The sequence below is a fragment of the Chryseobacterium sp. PTM-20240506 genome (assembly GCF_048296755.1).
GTDB lineage: Bacteria > Bacteroidota > Bacteroidia > Flavobacteriales > Weeksellaceae > Chryseobacterium > Chryseobacterium proteolyticum.
The window spans coordinates 4,544,216-4,570,043 of record NZ_CP182581.1 but is presented as its reverse complement, the minus strand read 5'-3'; the positions used below and the strand labels follow the sequence as shown (position 1 = coordinate 4,570,043).

Here is a 25,828-nt window from a genome sequence, read left to right as displayed (position 1 = left end):
CAAAAATAGGGATAAATTTCATAAAAACACATTTAAAAACAAAACAACCCTTAAATTTTAACGCATAATAATTTAAAATCTATTCCACAGGAAATATTTCATTTAAAATTTTAGATACTTCTTTTGATTTAGTAGCGGGAAACAGATGGGTTCCACCCCGTATAATATAGTTCGGTTTTGAATTTTTCACAGGAAATACAATATCCCTGTCACCTAATATCTGGATCACTTCAGGATTTTCATCAAACCTCCAATCTGAAATCTTTTCTATGGACCATTTCAGATAATAAGGATCTTTCACCCTGAAATACTGTAAAACCTTAGGATTTTTTGGATCAAAGAACTTCCTGAGCACAGAATATGCCGCTGTATTTTTTTCATTAAAAAAACGAGTAGGTAATATTTTAGGGATCCTGGTAATCTGTCCGGCTCTTATTAACCTCGATTTTTCTTTATCAGATTTAATACTTCCTAAAATCACTACTTTTTCAGCCGGTTTTATTTTATTGATCTCCTGCACCATAATTCCTCCAAAAGAATACCCCAACAGATAAAATGGTTCCGAATCATCAATCTTTGACGCCATTCTCTCAACGTATTGAGGAAAACTTTCGTTTAGCCCCGGAATGAGCCAGTCTATAAACACCACTTCCAGATGTGCAGGAAACTGCAATTTTTCCAGCACTTTAAAATCTGCACCAAGTCCGCTTATTACATAGATTTTCATACTGCTAAAATAAAAAATATGGGTAACTATTGAAAGCTACCCATATTTAATTTATTGTTAAAGTAAAACCTTTTATTTTTTCTTTACAGGAACCCTGTTATCATTATCCAGCTTTTCTGTAGAAACTTTGAATTGGATATCCATTTCATCTTTAATGAAATAATCTTTTAAAGAAGACTGATAGAATACTTTGAAATCCCTTCTGTTCAATGAGAATTTAGCAGACTCAATCACTACCGTAAATTGTGTAACATATACGTTAGCAGGGAAAGTAATGGTCTTTCTCACTCCTTTTATCGTAACATCCCCATATACCGTTGAATTGTACTCACTGTTTGCCAGAGGAATAATTTTAGTTAAGTGGAATTTCGCAATCGGAAACTTTTTAACTTCAAAGAAATTGGTACTTTTAAGGTCGTTGGTCAGCTTGATCTGATCTTCATCAGAAACATCCCCCGCCATCAGACTTCTCATATCAATTATAAATTCACCGTCTACCAAAACCGTTTTATCAAAATTGAATTTTCCGCTTTTCAGTTTTACTGTTCCGGAATGTGATGTAGGTACAGTTTTTACAACCTTATATCCCCACCATCTGATCTCAGAAGAGGTCACCTTCGAAACCTTATCAAATTTTCTCTGAGCAGAAACAAATGATATACCTACGCACATCATAGCAAACAATAGTAGTCTTTTCATTCTTTTTTATTTACAATTCAACAAAAATAAAAAAAAGTGTAGAACTTCTACACTTTTAACAATCTTTTTTTGATTAAATTATTTAGCAGTTACTTTTACAAGCATATCGATATCATCTTTCACAAAAACATCCTGCATTGTTGATTTGTACGCAACGTCGAATTTTTGTCTGTCGAAAGAAAATTTATCTGATACAAGACTTGCTACTCCTTTGCTGTACGCAATCTTCGCAGGGAAAGAAATACTGTTTGTTTTTCCTTTTACTGTAAGATCTCCTGTTACTAGAGAGTTGTATATTTTATCATTGTTTTTCTTTACGGAAGTAATCTTAAAAGCAGCTGTAGGATATTTCTCAACTTCGAAGAAATCTCCGTTCTTTAAATGTCCGTTCAGCTTAGTCTGGTATTCTCCGGAAAGGTCTGTAGACGTAATAGAAGTCATATCTAAAACGAAAGATCCACCCACAACATCATTTCCTTTCATAACAAGGTTTCCTGACTTCACTTTTACTGTACCGTCATGAGAACTTGCCTCAGATTTTGCTACTTTATAACCCCACCAGTGAACATCAGATGCTACCACTTTTTTTGATTGCCCGAAAACCAATCCACTAGCTAAAACCGCTAATAATAATATTTTTTTCATTGAATAAATTTATTTAATTGTTATTTAACGATACAAATGTAGCTATCTTATTTGATAGATTTTATTGATGTACATCAATAAAACCAATTATTTTCATGAATAATATCAGGCATAAAAAACTCCGGAGTTTCCGGAGTTCTTATTTTCTTATTTGTTATTCGTAATACGCTGTATACAGTGCGACACCATGTAAACCCGTGAGATTATTCCTGATCAGATAGATAGGAATATTCCTCAACATGTCTTCCATTTTATCGCTTATTTTAAATTTCTCATAGAATTTTGCCTTATCCATATACTCATTCAGCATCTGCGGAATATCGCCAGAAATCAGCAATCCTCCGGTAGCCTTAAGCTTTAAGGTAAGGTTATTAGCCTCTCTCGCAAGAAATTCCAGGAAGGTATCTAATGCAATTTTACAGATCAACACATCATCTTCAACGGCTGCCTTGTATATCTCCTGTGAAAAATTACCGTTGGCAAGTCGATCCGCCAGCCATTCAGGCTCAGGATGTCTTTTCACGTCTCTTAAAAACCGGTAGATATTAAAAAGCCCTGTTTTGGAAAGAACATTCTCCCAGCTAACAATCCCATAGATGTTGTTCAGGAACTGATAAAATTCCACTTCAACATTGGTTCTTGGTGAAAACTCAGAATGTCCGCCTTCTGTAGCAAAAGGTCTTAAGTATTTTCCATCAAAGAAATACCCCGCTTCCCCAAGACCATTTCCAGGTGCCAGGATCGCAACATTTCCTTTTTCAAGGTGTCCGCTTGTGTAGATAGCTTCCAGGTCGCTGTCCTCAAGAAGTCCCATTCCATAAGCAGATGCCTCAAGATCATTAAGCATATCCACTTTTTCGAATCCGAATTCATTTTTAAATTCGTCTACGTCGAAACTCCAGCCTAATCTGGCAGGGTTACTCTTCCCATTAAGAACCGGTCCCGGAACCGCTATTCCTAAACGCTTCACATTGCTCAGCTGATTTTCCTGAATAAATTTTTTCAGGATTTCCGAAAAAGAAGCATGTTCTTTTGTCGGGTAGCTTGTCTGTAATTTTATATCAAGCCCTCCATTACCAGACACATAGTATCCTAAAGTGGTAACATCCTCACGTAAGTTGGCTCCAATGATGGAAACATCATTATTATTGCTGTCTTTTACACCCGGTAAATAAAGGGGAAATTTTGGATTTAAGTTCATAATCACAAATTTTATCAAATATAATAATAGTTTTCGGAAATCGTGTACGGTAATAAAAAACCTTTTCAAAAAGATGAAAAGGTTTTGGCTAATAATTGTTTATATATAAATCTAACTACTTTCCTAATGGAATATTGTAAGAAAATCCGACACCAATGTTACCCACATTGTAGTCCTGATTTACTAAATCACCTTTACTTCCTGTAAATACCTTCTGATATTGTACGAAGAAATTCCAGTCCTGATTATGGTACCCGATTTCAGGTTTGATATAAAAACCTCCGCTTGGTCTGTCAACCGAAGTATTGGAAGCTACTTTATCATCCCCTACAAGGAATCCATAACCCAAGTCAGTCCCAAAATAGAAACCTGTTTGCTTTGGATAAATTCTCAATAATGCTGCTACAGGAATTACCCCTACATCATTATTTTTATATCCGTTGTTTTCTTTTCCGAAATAATGGGAATAACCAGTTGCGATACCTAATCCAACTCCCGGAGTAATCAGATTCTGGTAAGCCACATCCACACCCACAGCAGCAGAAAGATTATCAGAAGGAACAGCTAATCCTACATTCGCTCCTACTTTAAGCATGTTGTTCATCTGTACGCTCTGTGCACTTGCTACACCTGCTGTTAAAATTCCAGCTAGTAAAACTGCTTGTTTAAACATTTTCATAATTTCTGATCTTTAAATTTTACTATTCAGAATGCTGTAAAAATCATGCCAAGCAGGTCGTTTTTCACTCCTTTAACATCCGCAAACGACTCAAATCATTGAAAATTAAACAGTTAATTTTTGTTAAAATTTAAATAAATGTTTAATTAAGTCTCGAAAAAGCAATAGCCAAAAAGTGAAAAATGTTTAAAATATTAAGTTCAGTGCTTTCAGGAGCGATTGTCAATGGATTTTATCCAACCGCTATTACCTGAAAAAAAGACTGCCTTTTCAGGGCAGTCTTTTTTTATCATTCCAGATTACGTTGTACTTATGCTGGAATCTGCTTTTTTCCTTCTTCCTTTTTATCTAATTTTTCACTCACTTTTTTTACGATATATTCTATAACAAGTGGTGCAACTATGGCAATAACCGCCTTAAGAATTCTTGATTTCATATGTAGTAATTTTGGTTTATCATTACAATTTTTAAGCCATTTATTAATCCGCTTTATTCATTGGTATTCAAAAGCTGGTAATTCCGGCATGCTTCTTCCAAACTGGCCTGAATTCTTTTTTTGAGCCTCTCAGGCCTTAAAACCGTTATAAATTCGCCGAGCCCCAATATCATTCTCTCCAATTCAAAGTTCAGCTGAACACATATTTTAAATGTGGTTCCGGTTTTATCTTCCTTTATAATCTCCTGGGAATGGTGAAAAGGTTTGGTTCTGACATAAGGGGCATGTTTTGGGTTAATTTTAAAGATAACATTCTGCGGACGTTGCCCATCCGAAACCGTAACCCCGATCACTTCCCCGAAGTAACGGTCCGAATCAAATTCTTTATCAATATAGCTTACCTTTTCATCAACAGAAATCTCCTCCATCCGGTCCAAGGCCAGATTATACATTTTATTCTTAAACCAGCATATAAGGAACCAACGGTTATTGTATTCCTTCAGGAGCTGCGGATGTACGGTGTAATAATCCGATTCTCTTGCTTTAAAGCTTTTATAAAGGATCTTCAGTACTTTCCTGTTTAAAATGCTTTCATATAGTATATCGATGTGTTCGAGCCCTTTCAGCTGTTCATTCTTATCGAGGTGGATAATCGACTTCTGGTTTGTAGAATGGATGGAGTCTTCCAGCTTCTGGATCACTCCGTTCATATCCTTAAACATGGAAAAGTCCTTGAACTGCTTCAGGATCTGAACGGCATTATTCATTGCCTTCAGGTCACTTTCATTTACTGATATATTATGAATACTATAATCCGGATCACTATATCGGTAGTATTTTCTGTCGTAGACTTCAATAGGTGCCTCATAGCCAAATTTTTCACTCCGCATATTCTGCAGGTCAAGCTGGACCGTACGTTTGCTGACAAATGATTCTTTGCCTTCAAACTCAAACAGGGCTTCCGAACATTCATCGATAAGATCCTCCAGCGTATATTTTCTATACTTGTTTTTCAGGCATTTATCCAATGTTTTATATCGGATCAGGGCATTTTTGTTCGATGACATAATTGTATTTTATTGAAATGTCTTTTATTCCGCAACATGATTTTTCAGCCGGAATTTTTTCTTTTCCTTATTTCCTTTCTAATTGAATGTAAATAAATCAAAAACCACAGATAGTCTTTCCGTTCAACTCTAATCAACGACTTAATAACTTATTTGAAAAATTAATACATTAATACATTAATACATTAATACATCATAATCAAAATCATTTCTTCGCCAAAGCCTCTCCATCAAAAGAAACCCCATCCCATCCGAACTCCATAAAATTCCTGATATTCTGATGATCTGTTCCATCGGGATTTTTCAGTACATCTTCTCTGTAAAAATCTCCGAAAAGACTTAATACCTCATCCTTTGACAAATTATTCTGCTTTCCAAAACTGAATACCTTACATGATCCGTTATTCTGATCCGCTTCGTTCACTGTATTCCCATTCGCGAATCTGGTAGGTGTAAAATGATAATTTTCATCAATGTAGGCAATGACATCTTTAAACTGAATGGTTTCCGGAGAATTTTTTACTTGTTCTAATAGCATATTTATTTTTTTTAGGCGAAAGAGCGAATTGGCAAAATGGTTAAATCATTAAAATATAACTTCAATTGACTTTGTGGCAATTCCGTTATTTTGCTTTTCAGCTTTTCGCTTTTGTAAAAATAATCAAAAAAAATTCATCTACGCAAAAAGATTGCATACTTGTATATTTACTTTGCATCATCAAATTGAAAGAACACATGGAATTTAATGGAAATCACCTAATTGAATTAGGGTTCAGACCCGCAAAATGGTTTAAAGAAGCCATAGAATATATCAACGAAAATAATCTGGATGAAACTCAGATCAAAACGTATCTGGAGCAATATAAACAACCGGACCAGATTCCTTTGCATGAAACCCCAAAAGATTTCATCATCAACATCAGAGCTGAGCACGAAAGTGAAAATGATAACGTGGAAAAGGTAATCAAAACCATGCAGGTTTTAATGAAAACCCCAACATTGGTTGGAGGAGCTTTAATGCCTGATGCCTGTCCGACAGGACCAGAAGGTCATATACCGGTGGGTGGTGTGGTTATTGCTAAAAATGCAATCCATCCCGGGTTTCATAGTGCAGATATCTGCTGTTCCGTGATGTTGACTGATTTTGGAAAAGCTGATCCTAAAGCCGTTTTGGATACTGCTCATTCGGTAACTCATTTCGGATATGGAGGAAGAGCACGAGGAGAACAAATGCCAATGTCGCAGGAACTGATGGATGCGTTCAGGGAAAATTATTTCCTTAATGATGAAAAGCTGATCAGCATTGCCCGCTCTCATATGGGAACACAGGGCGATGGAAATCATTTCTTATTCGTTGGTATTTCTAAAAATACAGGAAATACCATGTTGGTTACTCATCATGGTTCAAGAGCTCCGGGAGCTGCTCTTTACGATAAAGGGATGAAAGTTGCCAATCGTTTCAGACAGGATATTTCACCGGAAACGCTGAAAGAGAATGCCTGGATCCCATATGATACAGAAGAGGGAAAATCTTACTGGGAAGCTCTGCAGCTGATCAGAACATGGACGAAAGAAAACCATACTTCCATCCATGATGCCGTTTTATATAAAATGGAAATTGAAAAAGAGAACAGGTACTGGAATGAGCACAACTTTGTCTTCAAAGACGGAGATCTTTTTTACCATGCAAAAGGAGCAACCCCACTGGATGATAAATTCATGCCTGATATTACAGGACCAAGACTGATTCCATTAAATATGGCAGAACCGGTTTTAATAGTTCAGGGAAACACCAATGAAAGAAACCTGGGTTTTGCCCCTCACGGAGCAGGAAGAAATTTCAGCAGAAGTCAGCATAAGAGATCATTGGCCCACAAAACCATTGAAGAAGTTTTTGCTGAAGAAACCGAAGGATTGGATATCCGTTTCTTTTCCAATGAAATTGATATTTCCGAACTACCGACCGCATATAAAAGTGCTAAAAACGTAAGAGCACAGATTGAAGAATACGGATTATGTGAAGTATTGGATGAAGTGATGCCTTACGGGTGTATCATGGCTGGTGATGTCGGGAAAAATGCACCATGGAAAAAGAAAAGAAAATTTAGAAAAGCACAGAACGGATAATAGTAAGAAATTACTTTCCCTGATATACTCTCGCCTATAATTATGACAGACAGATTTTGATTTTAGTCATTTGTTTATCGTAATTGTTGGCGAGAGATTTAATTTATATCATCAGCTTCCGATTCTCTCTTTCAGGTCATCTGCACCTCCGGTCTTTCTCAATTGAAGGTTTTTAGAGGATCCGAAGTTATAAGTATAGGACAGCATCACGACCCTGGAATCTCTTTTTACCGTAAAATTCTCCAGGTAATCATTATAAGCAAACTGCCCCCTTGGATTACTGGTAAAAAACACATCAGCAAAAGAAAATTTAAGGACACTTTTATTGTTAAATTTTTTCTGGGCACCAATACTCAGAAAGCCATAGGGCCGTGCATATACATAAGCCTGTATTTCTCTGGCGTGGTAATTTCCCGTAACTTCAGCAGTAAAGCCGTTTCCTAATTTGAAGTTATGGATGCTGTTGATGCTGAAGGTAAAATTTCCCTGGTTGGTAATCTGACTTCCCGAAACATTCCCTGTGAAAGAAGCATAGTAAAAACTGGCAGTATTGCTTATATCCCACCAACGCATCACTTTTACAGGAACGATCAGACTGAGCCCGTAATGGGAAGCCGAACTGATATTTTCAAATGTTTGGATCGCAATATTCTGTCCGTTTTCCACCACAGGCTTTACTACATTAATTATGTGATCAGAAGTTCTGCTATAATTCAGTGTGGCAAAATATTTATTGTTAAGGCTGTAAGTAAGCTCATAATTCATCATCGTCTCGGGAATCAGATCTGGATTTCCGGCCTTTGAAGTAGTAGGGTCAAAGTAAAATCTGAAAGGATTGAGCTGATTATAACTGGGGCGGGTGATCCTTCTGCTTAAGCTGATCTCCATGGAACTTTTATCCGTTATATTATATGCCAGTACTGCACTCGGGAATACTTGCGTATAGTTTCTTTTATTAATCTGGTTATTAGCAAGCTGCATGCCCTTTATATTTGTATTTTCCATTCGCAGTCCGGCTATCATTTTAAGCCTTTCCCATTTTTTGGAAGCATTCCCATAAACAGCATTAATGTTTTCCTCATAAATAAAATGATTGGTTTTGGTAGGATCAGACACAAAGACCCCTGAACTTCCGTCAAAAAATTTCAAATCATTATCAGATTTTACAAAGCTTGTTTTAATCCCGCTTTCCAGTTTCCATCCATACTTAAAGTTTTTAGTAAGGTCGCTTTTCAATGAAAAAATATTCAGTTTTCCTTTCATATCCCCTTTCAGAATATCAAGCCTGTCCAAACTACCCGATAAATTGTAGTTCCTGGTTTCAAAATTCTGTAGAGAACCGTTTGAATAGTTGATATAGTCAAAATCCGTTGTTAGTTCTGATCCCAGAGAATCAAGGCTGTATTTATGGTTGAGATTAAGGGAAGGATTAGCGAAATGATTCCGGGTTTTACTTATGGTTCCGAAGGTACTTTCCGGAAGCTGATTACTTCCCAGTGTGAGGCTTGAGGTATTTCCGTCAATTTTAACATTATTAGCTACTAGTCCCACAGAAAGCCCAAGAATATTCTTGTTATTCAGATCGTAATCTATCCCCATCCTGGTCATATGGCCCGTTATTCCAAACTTCAGGAAATTATCCTGAATAAAAGCTTTTTTAAATTGGTTGTTTTCATAAAAATTCCTGTTTAAAAGCAGATGATTGTAAAAAATTCTATCAACAAAGCCATAGTTTGCAAAAGCATTCACCTTCCCGCTCCTGTGATTGATGCTGACCGTATTGTTAGTTTTTATATATTTACCGGCTCCCGCAGAGATAGAAACAGTCCCGTTAGTCCCCTTCTTTTGCTCTTTTTTTAATCTGATATTGATAATCGAAGATCCTTCTGCATCATATTTCGAAGAAGGATTGGTAACAAATTCTATTTTATCAATGGAGGCTGAGGGAATCCCCCTGAGATAACCCGCAAGGTCACTTCCCGTCATCGGTGTATTTTTACCGTCAATCTGAACCAGCAGATTTCCTTTTCCGTGAAGACTTAAATTGTCATTATTATCCACGCTCACTCCTGGTGCTTTCTCCAGGATTTCAAAAGCCGAGCTTCCGGTAGCGGAAATGCTGTTTTCTACATTAAGGATCATCTTCCCCTCCTGTCTTTCTATAAAAGGACGGGTTTTGGTAATGGTAACTTCTTCAATGGATTTTACTGTAAGATCAATAACAGGAAGCATCTTATTTTCTGTTACAGGAATATTTTCTGAATGATAAACCTCAAAACCATTCCTGTAAACTTTCAGTTGGTAACGACCGACTTTCAGGGCAGAAAACCTGAACTGTCCTTGCCGGTCAGCAGTTTCGGTTTTTATCAATGTATTTTCAGCATCAAAAAGGCTGATGACTAAAGACTGTGTACCATCCGATTTTATAGTACCCGACAGCGAGAAACGCTGTATATCCTGTGCTGGTAAAAGTGTACTGAAAAATATCAGTATTCCGATAAAAATGCAAGAAAATAGCCTGATCATAAGTTTATCTTTTAAAGTGATGTAATTTTCATATGGTCAAATAATGCAGAGTTATTTTATTTTTTTAAACTCGATATTGGCCATATTAAAGCCGGACACGGTAAATCCACTTACAGTACCTGATGAAGTCCATTGGAAATCAAGCTGTCCGAAGTAGGATTTTGATGAATAAAAGCTTGTTGAACTGAGTGGAAATAATAGAATATCTGGATTTACCGAATGTTTTGCTACCAGGTGATGATTTTCAGTGACCAGCTGGTACATCGTATTGAATTCTTCATTTCGGTAAAATCCTTCCAGTTTTTTCAAATCTTTCAAATCCACTTTAGGCGGATTCATTCTGATTTTTTTCATCGGAAATGTAAAATCCGCAATTTTGAAAAAAGCTGAATCTTTATTAAAAACAAGGCTTGCCGTAGCAACGGAAGGAATGCTGAACCGGTTATCTCCAACTGGTTCTAAAAGTTCTCCTTCTTCCTGTTTATAAGTTTTTAGGTAAAGGTTGTTTTCTTTTACAGAAACATCAAAGTAGCTACCTGGGATACGCTCATAAATCCCTTCAAATCCTTTTAATTCGGATGCTGTATAAGCAGTTTTTTTAGGTTTTACAACCGTTTCTTTATCTCCAAGAAATAAATCCACCAATTTATAGACCATCTGATAACCTTCAGTTCCCCTCTTATTCGCCAGCAGGACAACGGAAAACTGCTGATTGGGAATATGTAAAATATAAGAACCGTAACCCGCTGTCCCTCCACCGTGAAAGACAAGATGCAAACCTTTATAAGTACCCGTCTGCAGCCCCAACCCATATTCAATGCTTCTACCATTATTTAGGATCGTATTTTCCTGCATCACAGTATAAAAGTCATGATTATCCGTAGCTGATTTCTGAAAATCAGCTGCCCATATACAGAAATCATTAAGTGTCATATAAATATTGGAAGATCCGTACTCCATTTGCCCGATCGGATATTTTAAAACAGTATCCCCCTGCTGCAGGTAAGAGTCTGCCTTATTCGGGATGATCTTTTCCGGATCATCTATCGCCATAGTATGGTGCATTCCTAACGGAGTGAAGATATATTTCCTTAGAAGTTCACCAAAATCTTTTTTATAGACCCTGTGAAGGATTTCGGCTAACAACATAAAACCGGTATTATTATACTGATACTGCTCGCCCGGCCGAAAGTTAAAGCTTTTAATACCCAGAATTGTTTGTACTGCCTGACTATTGGTTACCCTGAATTCATCCCCGAATCCCTGTAATCTTTTAATTCCGGTAAAATCAGGCAGCCCATGCGTATGATTTGCCAGCTGACGGATTGTTACCGGATAAGATAAATGTTTGAGCTCCGGAAGATAGATCCTGATATCATCATCTAATGACAGCTTTCCTTCTTTCACAGCCTGCAAAGCAATGAATGCCGTAAACTGTTTGGAAACCGATGCAATATTAAAAGCTGTGGAATCTGTAATGGGTGTCTGATTTTCCAGGTTGGCCTGGCCATAAATCTTCTTATAAATTACCTTTCCTTCTTTAATTATGCCTACGGCCATCCCCGGAGCATTTTTCTTGACATAACTATTCAGCAATGAGTCTGCTTTTCTGATTGTGTTTTTTTGATTGAACTGTCCGGAGTATTTCCCACAATTCATTATAAAAAAAAGAAATAATGCTACTTTGATCTGTTGCTTCATCTGATGTAAATTTTATGATGAAACAAATCTGAAACTTTGCATGGAAATAAAGATCCGAATACCGGAAACCGAACCATTTTTATGGCGTAAAATCAGTCCGACTTTAAATCGAACACTTTTTAAATAACTGATTTCCTGTAATCTGTAGGAGTAATACCCGTTTCTTTTTTAAATGCGGTATAAAAAGAGGATTTGGAATTGAAACCTACCTGATACAGAACTTCCAATACAGTAAGCTGAGGCTGATCTTTTAAAAGTAATTGGGCATCCTTAATCCTGAATTCATTAATAAAATCAAAAAAATGCTTTCCCGCAGACTGATTGATCAATAAAGAAAGCTGCTTCTCCGGCATATTAAATTTTTCAGCCAGCTTTTGCAGGGTAAGGCTGTCATCCAGATAAGGTTTCTCAGTTTCCATTAATTCCATAAGATCTTTTAGCTGCTGTGGTTTTTCATGATGATCCCCGGATTCAATTTTTAAAGGAACCAAATCTTTATCAATTCCGGCAAACAAATTGGGTCTGTACAGGGAGTTGAGCACAAACCAGCTGATCATAAATAATACAAATAAGCAGCTAAAAGTATACAGATAGGTAAAAAGGCTCCCGTTGTTCTTTACAAAATCTCTGAGTAGCACAAAAAAATTTCCGATTAAAAACAAAACTGTAATCTGTATTAACCACCTATAAATATGACTATGATTTCCAGAATAATTATCCCGGTATAGTTTTTTAAAAATCCTCAGCTCAAGAAAAACAGCAATAATATAATAGTAATACTGGATAATGGTAAAAATATCAAAAACCTGGTCAGCTTGTGCAGACATCTGTGTAACAAGAAACAGAACAAGGAAGAAGAGAAAAGGTAGGCCATGTACTAGATGCTTTTTGGACAGGCTAAAGTTATAGTAGCATGCAGACTTTACATACAGATAATAAAGTGGCATCTGAAGAAGAATACTGGAAGACTTAAAACTTTGCATAAAATTCCCGGAAGGATATACAAAGAATCCGGATAAATCTATAACAGAAGTAAGAAGAAATGCAGCAAACAGATAATTGGGTAATCTTCTTTTGCTTTTTGCCGTGATCAAAAAGATGCTTAACAATAAAAACAAAAAAACAATAATTTTCCCTAGGTCACCTATTAATGCCATATTTTCTTGTCTAAATTACAATATTACAAAAAATGTAATAGCCCAGAAGACTTATATTGAAAAATTTAACCATTCACTATTTTCCATTTTCCCATAAGGTATTTCATTACATTTATAATGATTTCGTTATTCTAAATTATTACGCAAAAAGACTGCGTAATCGCTTTATTATTTTGTACCATCAAAAGAAATAAAAATGAAAAACAGGATATTAGAAAAACTAAAAGAGGTAGAAGACAAACACAGCATAGAAATACTTCTTGCAGTTGAATCCGGCAGCAGAGCCTGGGGATTTGCATCGCCGGACAGCGATTATGATATACGGTTTATATACCGTCATGAAAAGGAATGGTATCTTTCTCCATGGGACAAGGATGAAACCATAGAATTCATGACAGAGGATGACCTGGATGGTAGCGGTTGGGACCTTAAAAAGACTTTTCACCTTTTGCTAAAGTCCAATGCTGCATTGCTAAGCTGGTTCTACTCTCCTGTCGTTTATAAGAAAAATGAAGAATTTGCAGACTTGTTCAAGCCTTTGGCTGATACTTGCTTCTCTCCGATAGCGGTGTCTTACCATTATTTAAGTATGAGTAAAAAGTACCTGGAAGCCTGCAGACATGATGAAGTGAAATTAAAAAGTTATTTCTACTGTTTAAGAACAGCACTTACAGGAAAGTGGATATTAGACAAAGGAACCGTTCCTCCTGTTCTGTTCAGTGATCTTCTGGTATTGGTTGATGATTTTACAAAAACTAAAATAGAGAGTCTGGTTGCTTTAAAGGCTACTAAAGGAGAATCCTATAATCACTCCAATGACTGGGAGCTTTTAGGATTTCTGGAAAGTGTAGTTGCTGAGACTGAAGAAAAAACGAAAACATTGGCAGGAGGAAAAGGAAATAAAAAAGAAATGGAATTGGTGTTTAGAAAAATACTAGCTTAACGGATCGAAAGCACTTAATATTACACCATTTTTTCAATGTTAAAAAAATCGGACAATTATAATATACCATCATGACGATTCAGGATCTTAAAAATAAAAACCTTCTTCTTTTTGAAGCTATTTCCGGAAGCCGGGCTTTCGGGCTGGCAACGGAGAGTTCCGACACGGATATAAAGGGAGTTTATTACCTTCCCAAGGAGGATTTCTTTGGATTGAACTACATCCCCCAGATTTCCAATGAGACCAATGATATTACCTATTATGAAATCGGGAGATTTGTAGAATTGCTGCAAAAGAACAATCCCAATATCCTGGAAATTCTGGCAAGTCCGGAAGACTGCATCCTGTACAAACATCCGTTGATGGATCTGCTGAAAACGGAGGATTTCCTGTCAAAACTCAGTAAAGATACCTTTGCAGGTTATGCGGTTTCACAGATTAAAAAGGCAAAAGGTCTTAATAAAAAGATTGTAAACCCGATTGATAAAGAAAGAAAATCCATCCTGGATTTCTGTTTTATCCTTGCAGGACAGGGTTCCGTTGCATTGAAAAAATGGTTGCATGAATTTTCTGTATCGGAAGGACAGAATAGTCTCTCACAGGAACAATTCGGATTGGTAAGCATTGATCATACTAAGGGTATGTTTGCTTTATTTTACGATGAATCGGGAACATTGGGATATAAGGGGATTATTCAGAATGAAGAGGCAAATCAGGTTTCTGTATCATCTGTTCTTAAGGATGAAAAACCAACTGCTTATCTGTTCTGCAATCTGGATGCCTACTCTGTTTACTGTAAAGACTATAGGGAATATTGGAAATGGGTAGCTGAGCGCAATGAGGACCGTTACAATGTCAACCAGATTCATGGGCAGAACTACGACAGCAAAAACATGATGCATACCATCCGATTACTGCAATCCTGCGAGCATATTCTAAAAACAGGTTCGATGCAGATCCGCGTAGAGAACCGTGATGAGTTACTTGATATAAAAGCAGGAAAAAGATCTTATGATCACGTAATGGAAAAAGCTGAAAACCTGGTCCTTTCTATAGAGCATTATTATTCCAGTTCTAACCTACCAGACACACCGGATCTGGAAAGGACAACTCAGAACCTCATCGAAATCAGGAAAAAGCTATATCATTCAAAATAAAGATCCGGGAGTTGTATAGACTCATAAACCACCAAAAAGAAAATAAGGTTGCCTTTTTCTAAGGCAACTTTATTTAAAGAGATTATCTATTCATTTCGGGTCCTTTACATTTTTACAATTTTTGAGTAAAACAGAAATTTAAATTTGTAAAAAAAATAATGAAAGTAATCTATTTTTTAACGGTTTTCTTGTTAGGCTGTACCATTCAGGCTCAAGATTCATTAGTTACTAAAATTGCTTCACAACATTATCAAATCATAAATTTCGAGAATAATCATTTTTCCGGTGAAGGAATTCGTAACCTGACTGAAACGATTGCTAAACACAAATATGTTCTGATCGGTGAAGACCATCTTAATAATGAGGTCCTGGATTTTACTTCTTATCTTACTCACAATATCAACTTCGACAACTATATTACGGAAGCAGATCAGCTTACCATTGATATTCTTAAAAAAGACTTCGAGAAAAATAAAGAATACCAATCAATTGTTTCCAGCTCTAACGGTAGATTTTCGTTTTTCTCATTTAACAAAGACCATGACCTTCTGGATTATTTTTTCCAAAATAAAAAAACCGTCATAGGCCTTGATCAGATTTATTACAATTCTGATGCAGTGATCTTCAGAGAGCTTATTGCAAGGACATCCAATAAAATAGCAAAAGCAAAATATCAATCTTTACTGAAAGAATCGAATGAGAGATGGAACACGTTCAGGTCAGGACTGGGCTATCGGACTATTGATGACAGCAAAAACCAGCCCTATTTGTTTTGCAACGATTTCAGGACCCGTATTGCAGATATTCAAAAATTAGATTTGTCTGAATATGAGCATAAAGCTTTAAACAAGCTGCTACAAAGCAATACAATATATGCTCTGGAAAATAATCAAAAGGGAGACGAATCTCAGTTCCTGAAAATAGCTTCAATGAAGGAAAATCTTCTTGAAAACCAGAACAAAATAAAAGGAAAAAGAAATCTTTTCAAGTTTGGAGCCAGTCATGCCGGTAAAGATCAGAGCCTACTGCAAAATAGCCCTGATATAGGAAATGTTGCATTTAATCTTGCCGAAAAAGACCACGAAAAGTCCTTACATATTGCCATTATTCAAAAAAATGGAAAAACAGGATCTTTCTTTGCTGAAAATAATGATGCAGAATACATTCTTTTTCTGAGACCCTTCTATCGCCTGGTTCATAAGGAAAATGAATGGCTCCTCTTTGACCTTACCAAGATCAATGCTGAAATAAAAAAACAAAAGACTTCCGTAAAGTCCGGCACCCTAAAAAAACTATTGGCGGGTTACGATTATTTAATTATTATACCCAAAGTAACTGCTCAGAAAATAGTTGTTTAGCACATATGCTGTTTTTATTTACTTTGGGTTCAATACATGTTAATCGAGATCATTCGTAAAAATGGCCCATTAACATTACATTACTCCAAGTCCTGATATATCAGGACTTTTTTATTTTTAAATATTTTTTTAATTAATTATTGTTTTACGATAATTAATTATACATTTGCATTATCAATTAATTATCATGCTATGAATCAAACTAAAACTATTGCAAAAATTTTATACTATATCTGCCTGGTATTATCAGGAGGATATCTTATTACAGCACTTTATTCCTTTTTCTGTATGACTACAGGTTTTGCGGTAACTCCTTATAAAGAGGATCAATATTTACATATCAATTATCCTTTTACTGAACAGCCATTTCTCAACATTGAAAACAATTATCCTTACATTATATTCTCTTTCATGGCCGTTTTAGTGACATATGGTATTTTTTTCTGGTTTTCAGCAAAAGTTTTTAAAGTGTTCTTTCAACCTCAATTATTTACCGAGGTCAACATTTTACAATTGAAGAGATTTTACTTATACAATATTTTCCTTCCACTACCGCTTGTGATCATCGCAAGTTTCTTTACAGAGGTCGAAAGTATTATATGGGGATTGGTTTTTATCCATTTCATGCTAGGAATTTTCTGCCTGTTTCTTGCTAATATCTTCAGGCAAGGGCTACATTTGCAAAACGAACAAGATCTATTTATATAAAATGCCAATTATAGTCAACTTAGATGTCATGCTTGCCAAGCGAAAAATGCAGAGTAAGGAATTGGCAGAAAAATTAGGAATCACGCCTGTCAATTTATCCATTCTGAAAACGGGAAAGGCAAAAGGGGTTCGTTTTGATACCCTCGAAGCTATCTGCAAAATTCTGGAATGCCAGCCGGGAGATATTTTAGAGTATAGAGAATAGTGGTGGAAACGAGATAAAAGATGCATGATATCGGTAAGAAAGCGAAAATGCCCATGACCTTAGCCTTTAGTTTTCATCTATCAACTCATACCCTTTAACTGTCAGCTCATTTTCATTAGCAAGTAGATACAACAACTTATTTTTCAACATCATAAAAAAAGCAACGGAAACATTGCCAGCTATTGTATTATCCAAATTTAAAATCATGAATACATTATCCATTAACCACCTGAGCCTTACCTATAAAAATGGCTTCCAGGCAATTAAAGACATTTCATTGGAAATAGGAAATGGCATGTTCGGTTTACTGGGTCCGAACGGAGCCGGAAAGTCCTCTTTAATGAAAACCATCGTTGGCCTCCAGAAACCGAGTTCGGGAAATATTATTTTCAATGGTATTGATATTTCCAGGGAGCCTGATTTTATAAGACAAAACCTCGGGTTCTTACCACAGGATTTTGGAGTTTATCCTAAAGTTTCAGCTTACGACTTATTGCATCACATTGCTATCTTAAAGGGAATAAAAGACAATACCTTTCGAAAAAGACAGATTTCCGGATTGTTGGAAAAAGTAAACCTGTCAGATTTCCGAAACAAAGAAGTCCATACTTTTTCAGGCGGAATGAAACAGCGTTTTGGAGTTGCCCAGGCTTTATTAGGAAACCCTAAAATCATTATTGTGGACGAACCTACGGCAGGACTGGATCCCGAAGAACGCAACCGTTTTAATTCTTTACTCAATGATATCAGCAAGGATGTTATTGTGATCCTTTCTACTCATCTTGTAGAAGATGTCCGGAATTTATGTTCTGAGATGGCTATTATCAATAAAGGAAAGCTTATCCGAAAAGGGAAACCCGGTGACCTGATTTCAGAATTAGAACATAAAATCTGGTCAAAACGGATCAACAGAAATGAATGGGAGGATTATCAGGCAACTCATGAGATCATCAGCCAACAGCTGATCGAAAGAGAACTGTATATCACGACTTTCGCAGCCCATCAACCAAAAGATTTCAATGCTGTTCCTCCTCTTTTGGAACATGTATACTTTCATAGCCTCACTCAAAAATCATAATCATGAACTCATTACTTTTATTTGAAGCCAGACGCAACATAAAGCACTGGCTCAGTTATCTTATTGCCTTCACTTTAGTCGTTTTGGGTATATTTTGCGGAAGCCAGTTCAACCTGACTGTCGGAGAACGTATTTATCTCAATTCACCTTATTCCATCGGGTTTATGGTGGGTATGTTGAGTCTTTCTATTATATTTTTTGCGATTATCTACGCAAGTCAGCAGCTATTTAAGGATTGGGATTCGAAATTTGATATGATCCTGTTTTCTTTACCTCTTTCAAAAAGAACATATCTGCAAGGAAAGTTTCTGAACTATTTCCTGCAAACCTTCCTGAGCTTCCTGTTTTTGATTATTGGCTTTATTCTCGGGCAAAATACAAGGACAGGAAGTGAGATGCAGCCCTATTTCAATCTCTGGTATTATCTATATCCGGTAGTGATTTTAGGATTCATCAACTGTCTCTTAGTCTGTAGTTTTTTATTTTTCATTGCCTACAGTACCAAAAGAAAGCTCCTGGTAGTAACCGGCGGCCTGCTGTTATACGTTCTGTATATGGTTGTATTATTATTTTCCAATTCACCTTTCATGGCGGGAAGCTTACCTCAATCAATAGAGACTCAGCAGCTCTCTGCACTATCTGATCCCTTTGGATTATCTGCCTATTTCCTGGAGGCAAAGGTATTTTCGGTGGCCCAAAAGAACTATTCTATCACTCCTCTTTCAGGATATCTATTGACGAACAGGCTGATTTTTATTGTATTTTCAGGACTGTTCTTATTTTTATCTTATCGTTTATTTTCTTTTACGACCTCTTCAGATAAAGGATCAGGAAAGAAAAATGATCTTTTTTCCGCTCCTCATATTGTGTTGTCGGATTATATTACTGCCGAATCAGATTTTGGATTCAGGGCCTCTTTCAGATCTGTTATTTCCTTTGCCAAAATCGATCTGATTTACCTTTTTAAAAGTGTTAGCATTATTGCGGTTTCTATATTGCTATTGTTTGCAGTCGGTATGGAAATGTATGCTGAAATTGAAAAAGGAATCCGTTTACCACAAAAGTATGCAAGCTCAGGTCTCATGGCAACAACCATTTCAGAAAATTTCCATCTACTCGGATTGTTGATCATGACGTACTTCATTAACGACCTGTATTGGAGAAGTCAGTCATCAGGATTTATCCTGATCGAAAAAAGCACCCATTTTTCAAAAAATAAATTATCCGGACATCTTCTCTCCGCTGGTATTCTCATTTTCTTTTTTACAGGTATCCTTATCATAGAAGGCCTGACCTTCCAGCTTGGCTACCATTATTTCCATATTGACTGGAGTGCCTATTCAGGCACAATCCTTTTCAATACGTTACCATTGCTATTATTTTCCGGTTTTATACTGCTGATTAATGACTTTAGTAAAAACAGGTTTATAGCATTAGGAATTTCCGTTCTTGCCGTTTTTATTTTTGCAGGCCCCGCCTCGAAAAAGATTATTCCATACCCTTTACTGAGGATATTTTCAGATTTTAAAGGGGTTTACAGCGACTTTAACGGTTATGGAATCTATACAACAGCATTTGCTGAAAGACTCTTCTTTGGAATAGGTTTGGTTGCGTTTCTATGGATCCTTAACAGATCTGTTGCTACAAAAAAATGGAATAAAAATCAATGGTTGGGTATCGCTATTCTTTTAGCAGCCGGTATTTTTAGCGGATATCATTTTATGAAAGGATACATTCCTCAGAATAAAGAAGAATCAATTGCTAAGGCTGTTCTGTACGAAAAAAAATTCAAGATCTTTGAACAACTCCCTCAGCCTGTAATAAAAGATGTCAGCACAGAAATCAAGCTTTTCCCGTCCAAATCTTCTTATATAATAGAAGGAAAATATACTATTACCAATATCACAACCAAAGCTATTGATAAAATTTTATTTAACTTCCATCCGAGTCTGAAAATCCAATCTGCTGTTCTCACTACTTCTTCCGAGTCTGTAAAGATCCGTACAGAAACTGCAGCAATATATTTAAACCGGCCATTACAGCCCAATGAGACTGCAACCTTAAATTTCACACTCTCCTATCAATGGTATGCAGTAAACGGACACGATTCATTCAATGCTGTTATTAAAAACGGTTCGTTTATGCGGATAAGCAGATATTATCCAAGTATTGGCTATCAAAAAAGTTATGAACTTCAGGATGAGAAACAAAGAATGGATTATAAATTGGGCAAAACATCTGGCCTTAAGAAACCGGAAGCTCCAGAAATATTCCTGAATGATTTTATTAATCTTACAATGACCGTCTCAACTGAAAAGGATCAGACAGCAGTCGGAACCGGAGATTTAATTAAAGAATGGACACAGGGTAAAAGAAAATATTTTCAATACGGAGCCAGAGGTATTCCATTTCGTTTTGCCGTTTCCTCTGCTGACTATAATCGTAAAAGTGTCAGGTATAGAGGTATTTTGATCAATGTCTTTTATCATGCAAATCATAGTGAAAATGTCTTTCATTTAATTAATAATGCGAAACTGACTTTAGATTATTGTATGCGCAATTTTGGAAAATATCCGTTCCAATCAGTCAACTTCGCTGAAATTTCTTCTTATACAAAAGGTTTTGCAGCCACAGCCTATCCGTCAGCGATCTTTATGCCTGAAGACATGATCTTTCATGCGAATATTCATGCAGATAAAAAACAGGATGTGATTAATGAACTCGCAGGACATGAGCTTTCCCATTTATGGTGGGGCAACAGCCAGATTGATCCCGATGACAGGGAAGGTTCTGTAATGCTTACGGAAACCTTAGCCATGTATACTGAAATGATGCTGTATAAGAAGATGCATGGAAAACAAAAAATGCTCGACAGAATAGAAATGCATCAGCAGATCTATGATAACGAAAAAGGATTATCAGAAAACAAGCCCATTTACAAAGCAACCGGAGAGGAACCTCATATCGCCTATTCCAAAGGTGCAGTAGCGATGGTGAAACTAAGTGAGCTGCTTGGTGAAGAAAGGGTAAATCAGGCACTCAAGAATTTTCTTTTACATAATCAATACCCTAAAAAGCCTGCAAGTACGGATCTTCTTAAAGAGTTTTACAAAGTATGCCCCGATGCATCTTCTCAAAAAGAAGTTGACCGGTTATTTAAAACTATATAATGAATCAGGATTGTCCCAAAAGAAAAATCCCTCTTGTGGAGGGATTTTTTATGCTACTAAAAGCTATATCTTATGCTTCAGTTGAAGGCTTTTCATTTTCCTTTGGCGTTTGCGCTGCGGGTTTACCACCTTCAGGTCTTTCCTGTCTCGGTTTTTGCTCCGGCTTTGGTGGTCTTGGTAATAAAACTTTACGGGATAATTTCATTTTCTTACGGTCATCGTAACCCATAAACTTCACTTCTACTTCATCTCCTTCAGCGTAAGGAACTTTATCAAGACGTGACCATTCGATCTCAGAAATGTGAAGAAGACCTTCCGTACCTTTTGCAATCGCTACAAAAGCTCCGAAATCCATTACTTTCACTACTTTCCCTTTGTATACTTCCCCTACTACCGGTACGAAAGTAATTTCATTGATCTTCGCAACAGCTGCATTGATTTTCTCTCTGTCTGTTCCTGCAATTTCAATACGTCCGATCTCGCCTATTTCTTCAATAGCAATAACAGTATCCGTATCTTTTTGTAATTGTTGAATGATTTTTCCACCAGGTCCGATCACTGCACCAATAAAGTCTTTTGCAATCTCCATAACCACCATTTTCGGTGCATGAGGCTTAACATCAGCTCTAGGCTCAGCAATTGTTTCCGTAATTTTATTAAGGATATGTAATCTTCCGTCTTTAGCCTGCATTAAAGCCTGCTCCATGATATCCATAGAAAGCCCCTGGATTTTAATATCCATCTGACAAGCCGTGATTCCTTCTGCCGTACCCGTTACTTTAAAGTCCATATCTCCCAGGTGATCTTCATCCCCAAGGATATCGGAAAGTACCGTGAATTTCCCGGATTTAGTATCGGTAATAAGTCCCATCGCAATTCCGGAAACCGGTTTTGTAATCTGTACTCCGGCATCCATTAATGCTAATGTTCCTGCGCAAACAGTTGCCATAGAAGAAGAACCGTTAGATTCCAGGATATCGGAAACAATTCTGATCGTGTATGGATTTTCTTCAGGAATTACAGCCTGTAAAGCTCTTTGAGCAAGATTTCCGTGTCCTACTTCTCTTCTTGAAGTTCCTCTTAAAGGTCTGGCTTCACCTGTTGAGAACGGAGGGAAGTTATAATGAAGGAAGAATTTCTCGTCATAATTCGCCATCACGCTGTCTACCATATTCGCATCTTTTACAGATCCTAAAGTTACAGCTGTTAATGATTGTGTTTCTCCTCTTGTGAAAATTGCAGAACCGTGCGCTCCAGGAAGATAATCAATTTCCGACCAGATCGGACGGATCGTTTTAGGATCACGACCATCAAGACGGATGTTGTCTTCAAGGATCATCTGACGCATAGCCTCTTTTTCTACATCATGATAATATACTTTTGCGAAAGGTGATACTCTTTCCAGTTCTTCAGGATTATCAACATATTGTGCTAAAAACTCCTCAAGAACAGCTTTGAATTTCTCTCCTCTCTCTTCTTTACCTGAAGGTTGCTTGGCAACTTCGTATACTTTATCATATGTTTCTTTCCACACTTTCTCACGAATATCTTCGTCATGAATTTCGTGGTTGTATTCTCTTTTCGGGAAAGCTTTACCTACTTTTTCAGCAAGTCTTTCCTGAGCTTCAATTTGTTTTTTAATTTCAGCATGTGCAAAGATGATCGCTTCCAGCATTTCCTGCTCAGAAATTTCTTTCATCTCTCCTTCTACCATTACGATCGAGTCTTTGGTAGCTCCAACCATAATATCCAGCTCAGAATCTTTAAGATCTTCATATCTTGGATTAATCGCTAATTTTCCGTCAAATCTTACCACTCTCACTTCAGACATCGGTCCGTTGAAAGGGATATCGGTAATAGCAATTGCAGCAGAAGCCGCCAAACCTGCCAAATCATCAGGAATAGATTGTCCGTCGTAAGAAATCAGGGAAATCATTACCTGAACTTCCGCATGGAAATCTTCAGGGAAAAGCGGACGAAGAACTCTGTCCACCAAACGCATGGTTAAAATTTCCTGATCTGAAGGTCTTGCTTCTCTACGGAAAAAATTTCCAGGAATTTTTCCTCCTGCATAGAATTTTTCTCTGTAATCTACTGTTAATGGTAAGAAATCTACACCAGGATTAGCTTCTTTATTGGCTACAACAGTTGCTAAAAGCATTGTTCCACCCATTTTTACTACTACAGAACCATCAGCCTGTTTTGCTAATTTACCTGTTTCAATAGTGATTTCTCTGCCGTCTGCAAGAGTAATCGTTTCTGTAAACGCTTGAGGTATACTCATAAATAATTTTGTTTAAACACTCCGTATTGAGTGTGATTGATATAAATTCGTCTAAATTTTGTTTGCAAAGATAAACTATTTTCCCGGTAACTGGCACTATAAAAAAGAAAAGAGGCATGGGAAGTAATCAACTATCCTTCAATCACTTATTTGAGCGTCTAAAAAATTGCCTGATCAGAAAAAACGACAAAGAATTTAAGGATGTTCCTCAACGAATCTATTACTCCTATAACTCTACTTTTCAGCCTTTTATTTTTCAACATCAGTTTATTTCAGCTTTGTTTTTGTCTCAATTAGAGATAATAATTGTATTTACAGATAAAATTAACATAAAAAGCCTCTTAAAAGTTGCAGAAAAAAAAGTTGTTCCCCTATATTTGCCCTGTTTTTTAAATCTATTTTCTTCCGGGAAAAACACATTAAAAAATTCATCTTTTTATAACCCATTGAAGGAGCGTATTATCATCTCTTTCTTTTAAATAAATGTTTATGATTAATAAAGAAGTAAAGTCGCAAAACAGGAATTATACGGTTCCTTTGATCACCATTACCTTGTTATTTTTTATGTGGGGGTTTATTACCTGTATGAATGATATCCTGATTCCTTATCTGAAACAGCTTTTCAGCCTCACTTTCTTTGAGTCTATGCTCGTTCAGTTTTGCTTCTTCGGCGCCTATTTCATCGGCTCATTAATCTATTTCTTTATTTCTATCTCCAAAGGAGACCCCATTAATAAAGTAGGCTATAAAAAAGGAATCATCTTCGGTATTTTCCTGGCAGCTTTCGGATGTATTTTATTTTATCCTGCGGCTACTTTTTCTTATTATCCTTTATTTCTTGGAGCTTTGTTTATTTTAGGATTAGGATTTACCGTATTACAGATCACAGCCAATGCATATGTTTCTCTATTGGGAAGCGAAGAATCTGCCTCAAGCCGTCTGAACATGACCCAGGCATTCAACGCATTCGGAACCACCATAGCCCCGGTGCTGGGCGGACATCTTATTTTCGAATTCTTCTCGGCTCCGGACGGATCATTCAGTGCCGTAGCCACCAGGATTCCTTATCTTATTTTTGCAGCTATCCTGTTACTGGTTGCCTTACTGATTTCAAGAGTAAAACTACCTTCTTTCCAGACGGCAGAAGAAGAAATCGTAAAAGGTTGGGGAGCATTGGAATTCAGCCATCTTAAATTTGGCGTTTTTGCAATGTTCTGCTATGTAGGAGGAGAAGTTGCTGTGGGCAGCTTTATCATCAGTTTCCTGGAACAGCCCCAGGTAATGGGCTTTAATGAAATCATCAGTAAGAATTACCTTTCCCTGTATTGGGGAGGTGCTATGATTGGCCGTTTTCTTGGTGCTATTTCATTGAACCAGTCTATCAGTCAGGGAAGAAAAGCCATTTATATGGCAGGTGCCGCAAGCTTGGTTTTCCTGGTGATCTTCAGTATCGTTAATCTTACATTTTCGCAGATCAGCTTTTTCCTTGTATTTATCGTACTTAATTTCGTTGCATTCTTTGTAGGTAAAGCTGCTCCTGCAAGGACGCTATCTATTTTTGCCGCTGTAAATGTCGCATTGCTCATCTCAGCAATGGTCAATCATGGTGAACTGGCGATGTACAGTATTTTAGGTATAGGAATTTTCAATTCAATCATGTTCTCCAATATTTACACGCTTGCTATTTCCGGGCTGGGAAAATACACAAGCCAGGGATCATCTTTAGTAGTTATGGCAATTCTGGGAGGTGCCATTGTTCCTATTTTCCAGGGATACCTTGCTGATCAGTTCGGAGTACAACATTCCTTTATTATTCCTGTATTCTGTTATCTGGTTATCCTTATTTTCGGAGCTTACTGCACCCGGTATCTGGGACATGTGAAAAGCACGGAAGCAAAGTCAGGGCATTAATTAAAATACAGAATAAAATAATACGGCTTCATTTAAAATGATCCATTTC

21 protein-coding genes are annotated in these 25,828 nt (G+C 36.8%); 9 read left to right on the top strand and 12 right to left on the bottom strand.

Features of this window, described 5'->3' with window-relative positions; genetic code table 11:
• Nucleotides 1-79: 79 nt before the first annotated feature.
• From ACNFU2_RS20550 to ACNFU2_RS20515, 8 genes are all read right to left on the bottom strand, one after another.
• Nucleotides 80-727: an alpha/beta hydrolase gene (locus tag ACNFU2_RS20550; RefSeq protein ID WP_273647295.1), complete on the bottom strand. Its 648-nt coding sequence runs from the start codon at nt 725-727 to the stop codon at nt 80-82.
• A 72-nt stretch (nt 728-799) separates the two neighbouring features.
• Nucleotides 800-1,426, bottom strand: a complete 627-nt coding sequence (locus ACNFU2_RS20545) for a YceI family protein (protein WP_172276964.1) — start codon at nt 1,424-1,426, stop codon at nt 800-802.
• A 78-nt stretch (nt 1,427-1,504) separates the two neighbouring features.
• Nucleotides 1,505-2,071, bottom strand: coding sequence for a YceI family protein (locus ACNFU2_RS20540; RefSeq protein WP_172276961.1), 567 nt, complete (start codon nt 2,069-2,071; stop codon nt 1,505-1,507).
• A 154-nt stretch (nt 2,072-2,225) separates the two neighbouring features.
• The gene (locus tag ACNFU2_RS20535; RefSeq protein WP_172276958.1) at nt 2,226-3,272 is read right to left on the bottom strand and encodes a glucokinase; all 1,047 of its coding nucleotides are present in this window, start codon (nt 3,270-3,272) and stop codon (nt 2,226-2,228) included.
• A gap of 115 nt (nt 3,273-3,387) precedes the next feature.
• Nucleotides 3,388-3,951: a hypothetical protein gene (locus tag ACNFU2_RS20530; protein WP_273647291.1), complete on the bottom strand. Its 564-nt coding sequence runs from the start codon at nt 3,949-3,951 to the stop codon at nt 3,388-3,390.
• A gap of 310 nt (nt 3,952-4,261) precedes the next feature.
• Complete coding sequence (locus ACNFU2_RS20525) at nt 4,262-4,387, bottom strand: hypothetical protein (RefSeq protein ID WP_262888793.1); 126 nt, start codon at nt 4,385-4,387, stop codon at nt 4,262-4,264.
• Between the two features lie 53 nt (nt 4,388-4,440).
• Nucleotides 4,441-5,454 carry a helix-turn-helix transcriptional regulator gene (locus ACNFU2_RS20520; RefSeq protein WP_172276952.1) on the bottom strand — a complete coding sequence of 338 codons (1,014 nt, stop codon included), beginning with the start codon at nt 5,452-5,454 and terminating at the stop codon, nt 4,441-4,443.
• Between the two features lie 205 nt (nt 5,455-5,659).
• The gene (locus ACNFU2_RS20515; RefSeq protein ID WP_273647289.1) at nt 5,660-5,992 is read right to left on the bottom strand and encodes a HopJ type III effector protein; all 333 of its coding nucleotides are present in this window, start codon (nt 5,990-5,992) and stop codon (nt 5,660-5,662) included.
• A gap of 197 nt (nt 5,993-6,189) precedes the next feature.
• Between ACNFU2_RS20515 and ACNFU2_RS20510 the strand changes: the two genes are divergently transcribed.
• Complete coding sequence (locus ACNFU2_RS20510; RefSeq protein WP_306611251.1) at nt 6,190-7,581, top strand: RtcB family protein; 1,392 nt, start codon at nt 6,190-6,192, stop codon at nt 7,579-7,581.
• A gap of 111 nt (nt 7,582-7,692) precedes the next feature.
• Here ACNFU2_RS20510 and ACNFU2_RS20505 read toward each other — a convergent pair whose 3' ends face one another.
• From ACNFU2_RS20505 to ACNFU2_RS20495, 3 genes are all read right to left on the bottom strand, one after another.
• Nucleotides 7,693-10,107 (bottom strand): TonB-dependent receptor, encoded by a 2,415-nt coding sequence (locus tag ACNFU2_RS20505; protein ID WP_273647287.1) that lies wholly within the window; start codon nt 10,105-10,107, stop codon nt 7,693-7,695.
• Between the two features lie 51 nt (nt 10,108-10,158).
• On the bottom strand, nt 10,159-11,808 hold the full coding sequence (locus tag ACNFU2_RS20500) for a serine hydrolase domain-containing protein (RefSeq protein ID WP_273647286.1): 1,650 nt from the start codon (nt 11,806-11,808) through the stop codon (nt 10,159-10,161).
• Nucleotides 11,809-11,927: 119 nt separating this feature from the next.
• Complete coding sequence (locus ACNFU2_RS20495; RefSeq protein WP_273647285.1) at nt 11,928-12,965, bottom strand: helix-turn-helix domain-containing protein; 1,038 nt, start codon at nt 12,963-12,965, stop codon at nt 11,928-11,930.
• A 196-nt stretch (nt 12,966-13,161) separates the two neighbouring features.
• On the opposite strand from ACNFU2_RS20495, the gene ACNFU2_RS20490 reads away from it, so the two are divergent.
• From ACNFU2_RS20490 to ACNFU2_RS20460, 7 genes are all read left to right on the top strand, one after another.
• Nucleotides 13,162-13,908, top strand: a complete 747-nt coding sequence (locus ACNFU2_RS20490; RefSeq protein WP_273647283.1) for a nucleotidyltransferase domain-containing protein — start codon at nt 13,162-13,164, stop codon at nt 13,906-13,908.
• 71 nt (nt 13,909-13,979) lie between these two features.
• A complete protein-coding gene (locus tag ACNFU2_RS20485) occupies nt 13,980-15,065 on the top strand; it encodes a DNA polymerase beta superfamily protein (RefSeq protein WP_273647282.1) in 1,086 nt (361 codons plus the stop codon).
• Nucleotides 15,066-15,223: 158 nt separating this feature from the next.
• A complete protein-coding gene (locus ACNFU2_RS20480; protein ID WP_273647280.1) occupies nt 15,224-16,423 on the top strand; it encodes a hypothetical protein in 1,200 nt (399 codons plus the stop codon).
• Between the two features lie 192 nt (nt 16,424-16,615).
• Entirely contained in the window at nt 16,616-17,131 is a 516-nt protein-coding gene (locus ACNFU2_RS20475) for a DUF2975 domain-containing protein (protein WP_273647279.1), read from the top strand.
• Between the two features lies 1 nt (nt 17,132).
• The gene (locus ACNFU2_RS20470; protein WP_040995723.1) at nt 17,133-17,336 is read left to right on the top strand and encodes a helix-turn-helix domain-containing protein; all 204 of its coding nucleotides are present in this window, start codon (nt 17,133-17,135) and stop codon (nt 17,334-17,336) included.
• Between the two features lie 205 nt (nt 17,337-17,541).
• Nucleotides 17,542-18,414, top strand: a complete 873-nt coding sequence (locus ACNFU2_RS20465; protein ID WP_273647277.1) for an ABC transporter ATP-binding protein — start codon at nt 17,542-17,544, stop codon at nt 18,412-18,414.
• Nucleotides 18,415-18,416: 2 nt separating this feature from the next.
• Nucleotides 18,417-21,584 carry an ABC transporter permease/M1 family aminopeptidase gene (locus ACNFU2_RS20460; protein ID WP_273647276.1) on the top strand — a complete coding sequence of 1,056 codons (3,168 nt, stop codon included), beginning with the start codon at nt 18,417-18,419 and terminating at the stop codon, nt 21,582-21,584.
• A 70-nt stretch (nt 21,585-21,654) separates the two neighbouring features.
• Here ACNFU2_RS20460 and ACNFU2_RS20455 read toward each other — a convergent pair whose 3' ends face one another.
• A complete protein-coding gene (locus ACNFU2_RS20455) occupies nt 21,655-23,868 on the bottom strand; it encodes a polyribonucleotide nucleotidyltransferase (protein ID WP_273647275.1) in 2,214 nt (737 codons plus the stop codon).
• Nucleotides 23,869-24,357: 489 nt separating this feature from the next.
• On the opposite strand from ACNFU2_RS20455, the gene ACNFU2_RS20450 reads away from it, so the two are divergent.
• Nucleotides 24,358-25,779, top strand: a complete 1,422-nt coding sequence (locus ACNFU2_RS20450; protein WP_172276907.1) for a sugar MFS transporter — start codon at nt 24,358-24,360, stop codon at nt 25,777-25,779.
• Nucleotides 25,780-25,828: the final 49 nt, after the last annotated feature.

Excerpts from the sequence above, each read along its gene's own strand:
- ACNFU2_RS20460 (WP_273647276.1), top strand. The coding sequence starts at position 18,417 with ATGAACTCATTACTTTTATTTGAAGCCAGACGCAACATAAAGCACTGG.
- ACNFU2_RS20480 (WP_273647280.1), top strand. The coding sequence starts at position 15,224 with ATGAAAGTAATCTATTTTTTAACGGTTTTCTTGTTAGGCTGTACCATT.
- ACNFU2_RS20545 (WP_172276964.1), bottom strand. The coding sequence starts at position 1,426 with ATGAAAAGACTACTATTGTTTGCTATGATGTGCGTAGGTATATCATTT.
- ACNFU2_RS20470 (WP_040995723.1), top strand. The coding sequence starts at position 17,133 with ATGCCAATTATAGTCAACTTAGATGTCATGCTTGCCAAGCGAAAAATG.
- ACNFU2_RS20510 (WP_306611251.1), top strand. The coding sequence starts at position 6,190 with ATGGAATTTAATGGAAATCACCTAATTGAATTAGGGTTCAGACCCGCA.
- ACNFU2_RS20500 (WP_273647286.1), bottom strand. The coding sequence starts at position 11,808 with ATGAAGCAACAGATCAAAGTAGCATTATTTCTTTTTTTTATAATGAAT.
- ACNFU2_RS20520 (WP_172276952.1), bottom strand. The coding sequence starts at position 5,454 with ATGTCATCGAACAAAAATGCCCTGATCCGATATAAAACATTGGATAAA.
- ACNFU2_RS20450 (WP_172276907.1), top strand. The coding sequence starts at position 24,358 with ATGATTAATAAAGAAGTAAAGTCGCAAAACAGGAATTATACGGTTCCT.
- ACNFU2_RS20455 (WP_273647275.1), bottom strand. The coding sequence starts at position 23,868 with ATGAGTATACCTCAAGCGTTTACAGAAACGATTACTCTTGCAGACGGC.
- ACNFU2_RS20485 (WP_273647282.1), top strand. The coding sequence starts at position 13,980 with ATGACGATTCAGGATCTTAAAAATAAAAACCTTCTTCTTTTTGAAGCT.
- ACNFU2_RS20525 (WP_262888793.1), bottom strand. The coding sequence starts at position 4,387 with ATGAAATCAAGAATTCTTAAGGCGGTTATTGCCATAGTTGCACCACTT.
- ACNFU2_RS20540 (WP_172276961.1), bottom strand. The coding sequence starts at position 2,071 with ATGAAAAAAATATTATTATTAGCGGTTTTAGCTAGTGGATTGGTTTTC.
- ACNFU2_RS20515 (WP_273647289.1), bottom strand. The coding sequence starts at position 5,992 with ATGCTATTAGAACAAGTAAAAAATTCTCCGGAAACCATTCAGTTTAAA.
- ACNFU2_RS20465 (WP_273647277.1), top strand. The coding sequence starts at position 17,542 with ATGAATACATTATCCATTAACCACCTGAGCCTTACCTATAAAAATGGC.
- ACNFU2_RS20475 (WP_273647279.1), top strand. The coding sequence starts at position 16,616 with ATGAATCAAACTAAAACTATTGCAAAAATTTTATACTATATCTGCCTG.
- ACNFU2_RS20490 (WP_273647283.1), top strand. The coding sequence starts at position 13,162 with ATGAAAAACAGGATATTAGAAAAACTAAAAGAGGTAGAAGACAAACAC.
- ACNFU2_RS20550 (WP_273647295.1), bottom strand. The coding sequence starts at position 727 with ATGAAAATCTATGTAATAAGCGGACTTGGTGCAGATTTTAAAGTGCTG.
- ACNFU2_RS20505 (WP_273647287.1), bottom strand. The coding sequence starts at position 10,107 with ATGATCAGGCTATTTTCTTGCATTTTTATCGGAATACTGATATTTTTC.
- ACNFU2_RS20535 (WP_172276958.1), bottom strand. The coding sequence starts at position 3,272 with ATGAACTTAAATCCAAAATTTCCCCTTTATTTACCGGGTGTAAAAGAC.
- ACNFU2_RS20495 (WP_273647285.1), bottom strand. The coding sequence starts at position 12,965 with ATGGCATTAATAGGTGACCTAGGGAAAATTATTGTTTTTTTGTTTTTA.
- ACNFU2_RS20530 (WP_273647291.1), bottom strand. The coding sequence starts at position 3,951 with ATGAAAATGTTTAAACAAGCAGTTTTACTAGCTGGAATTTTAACAGCA.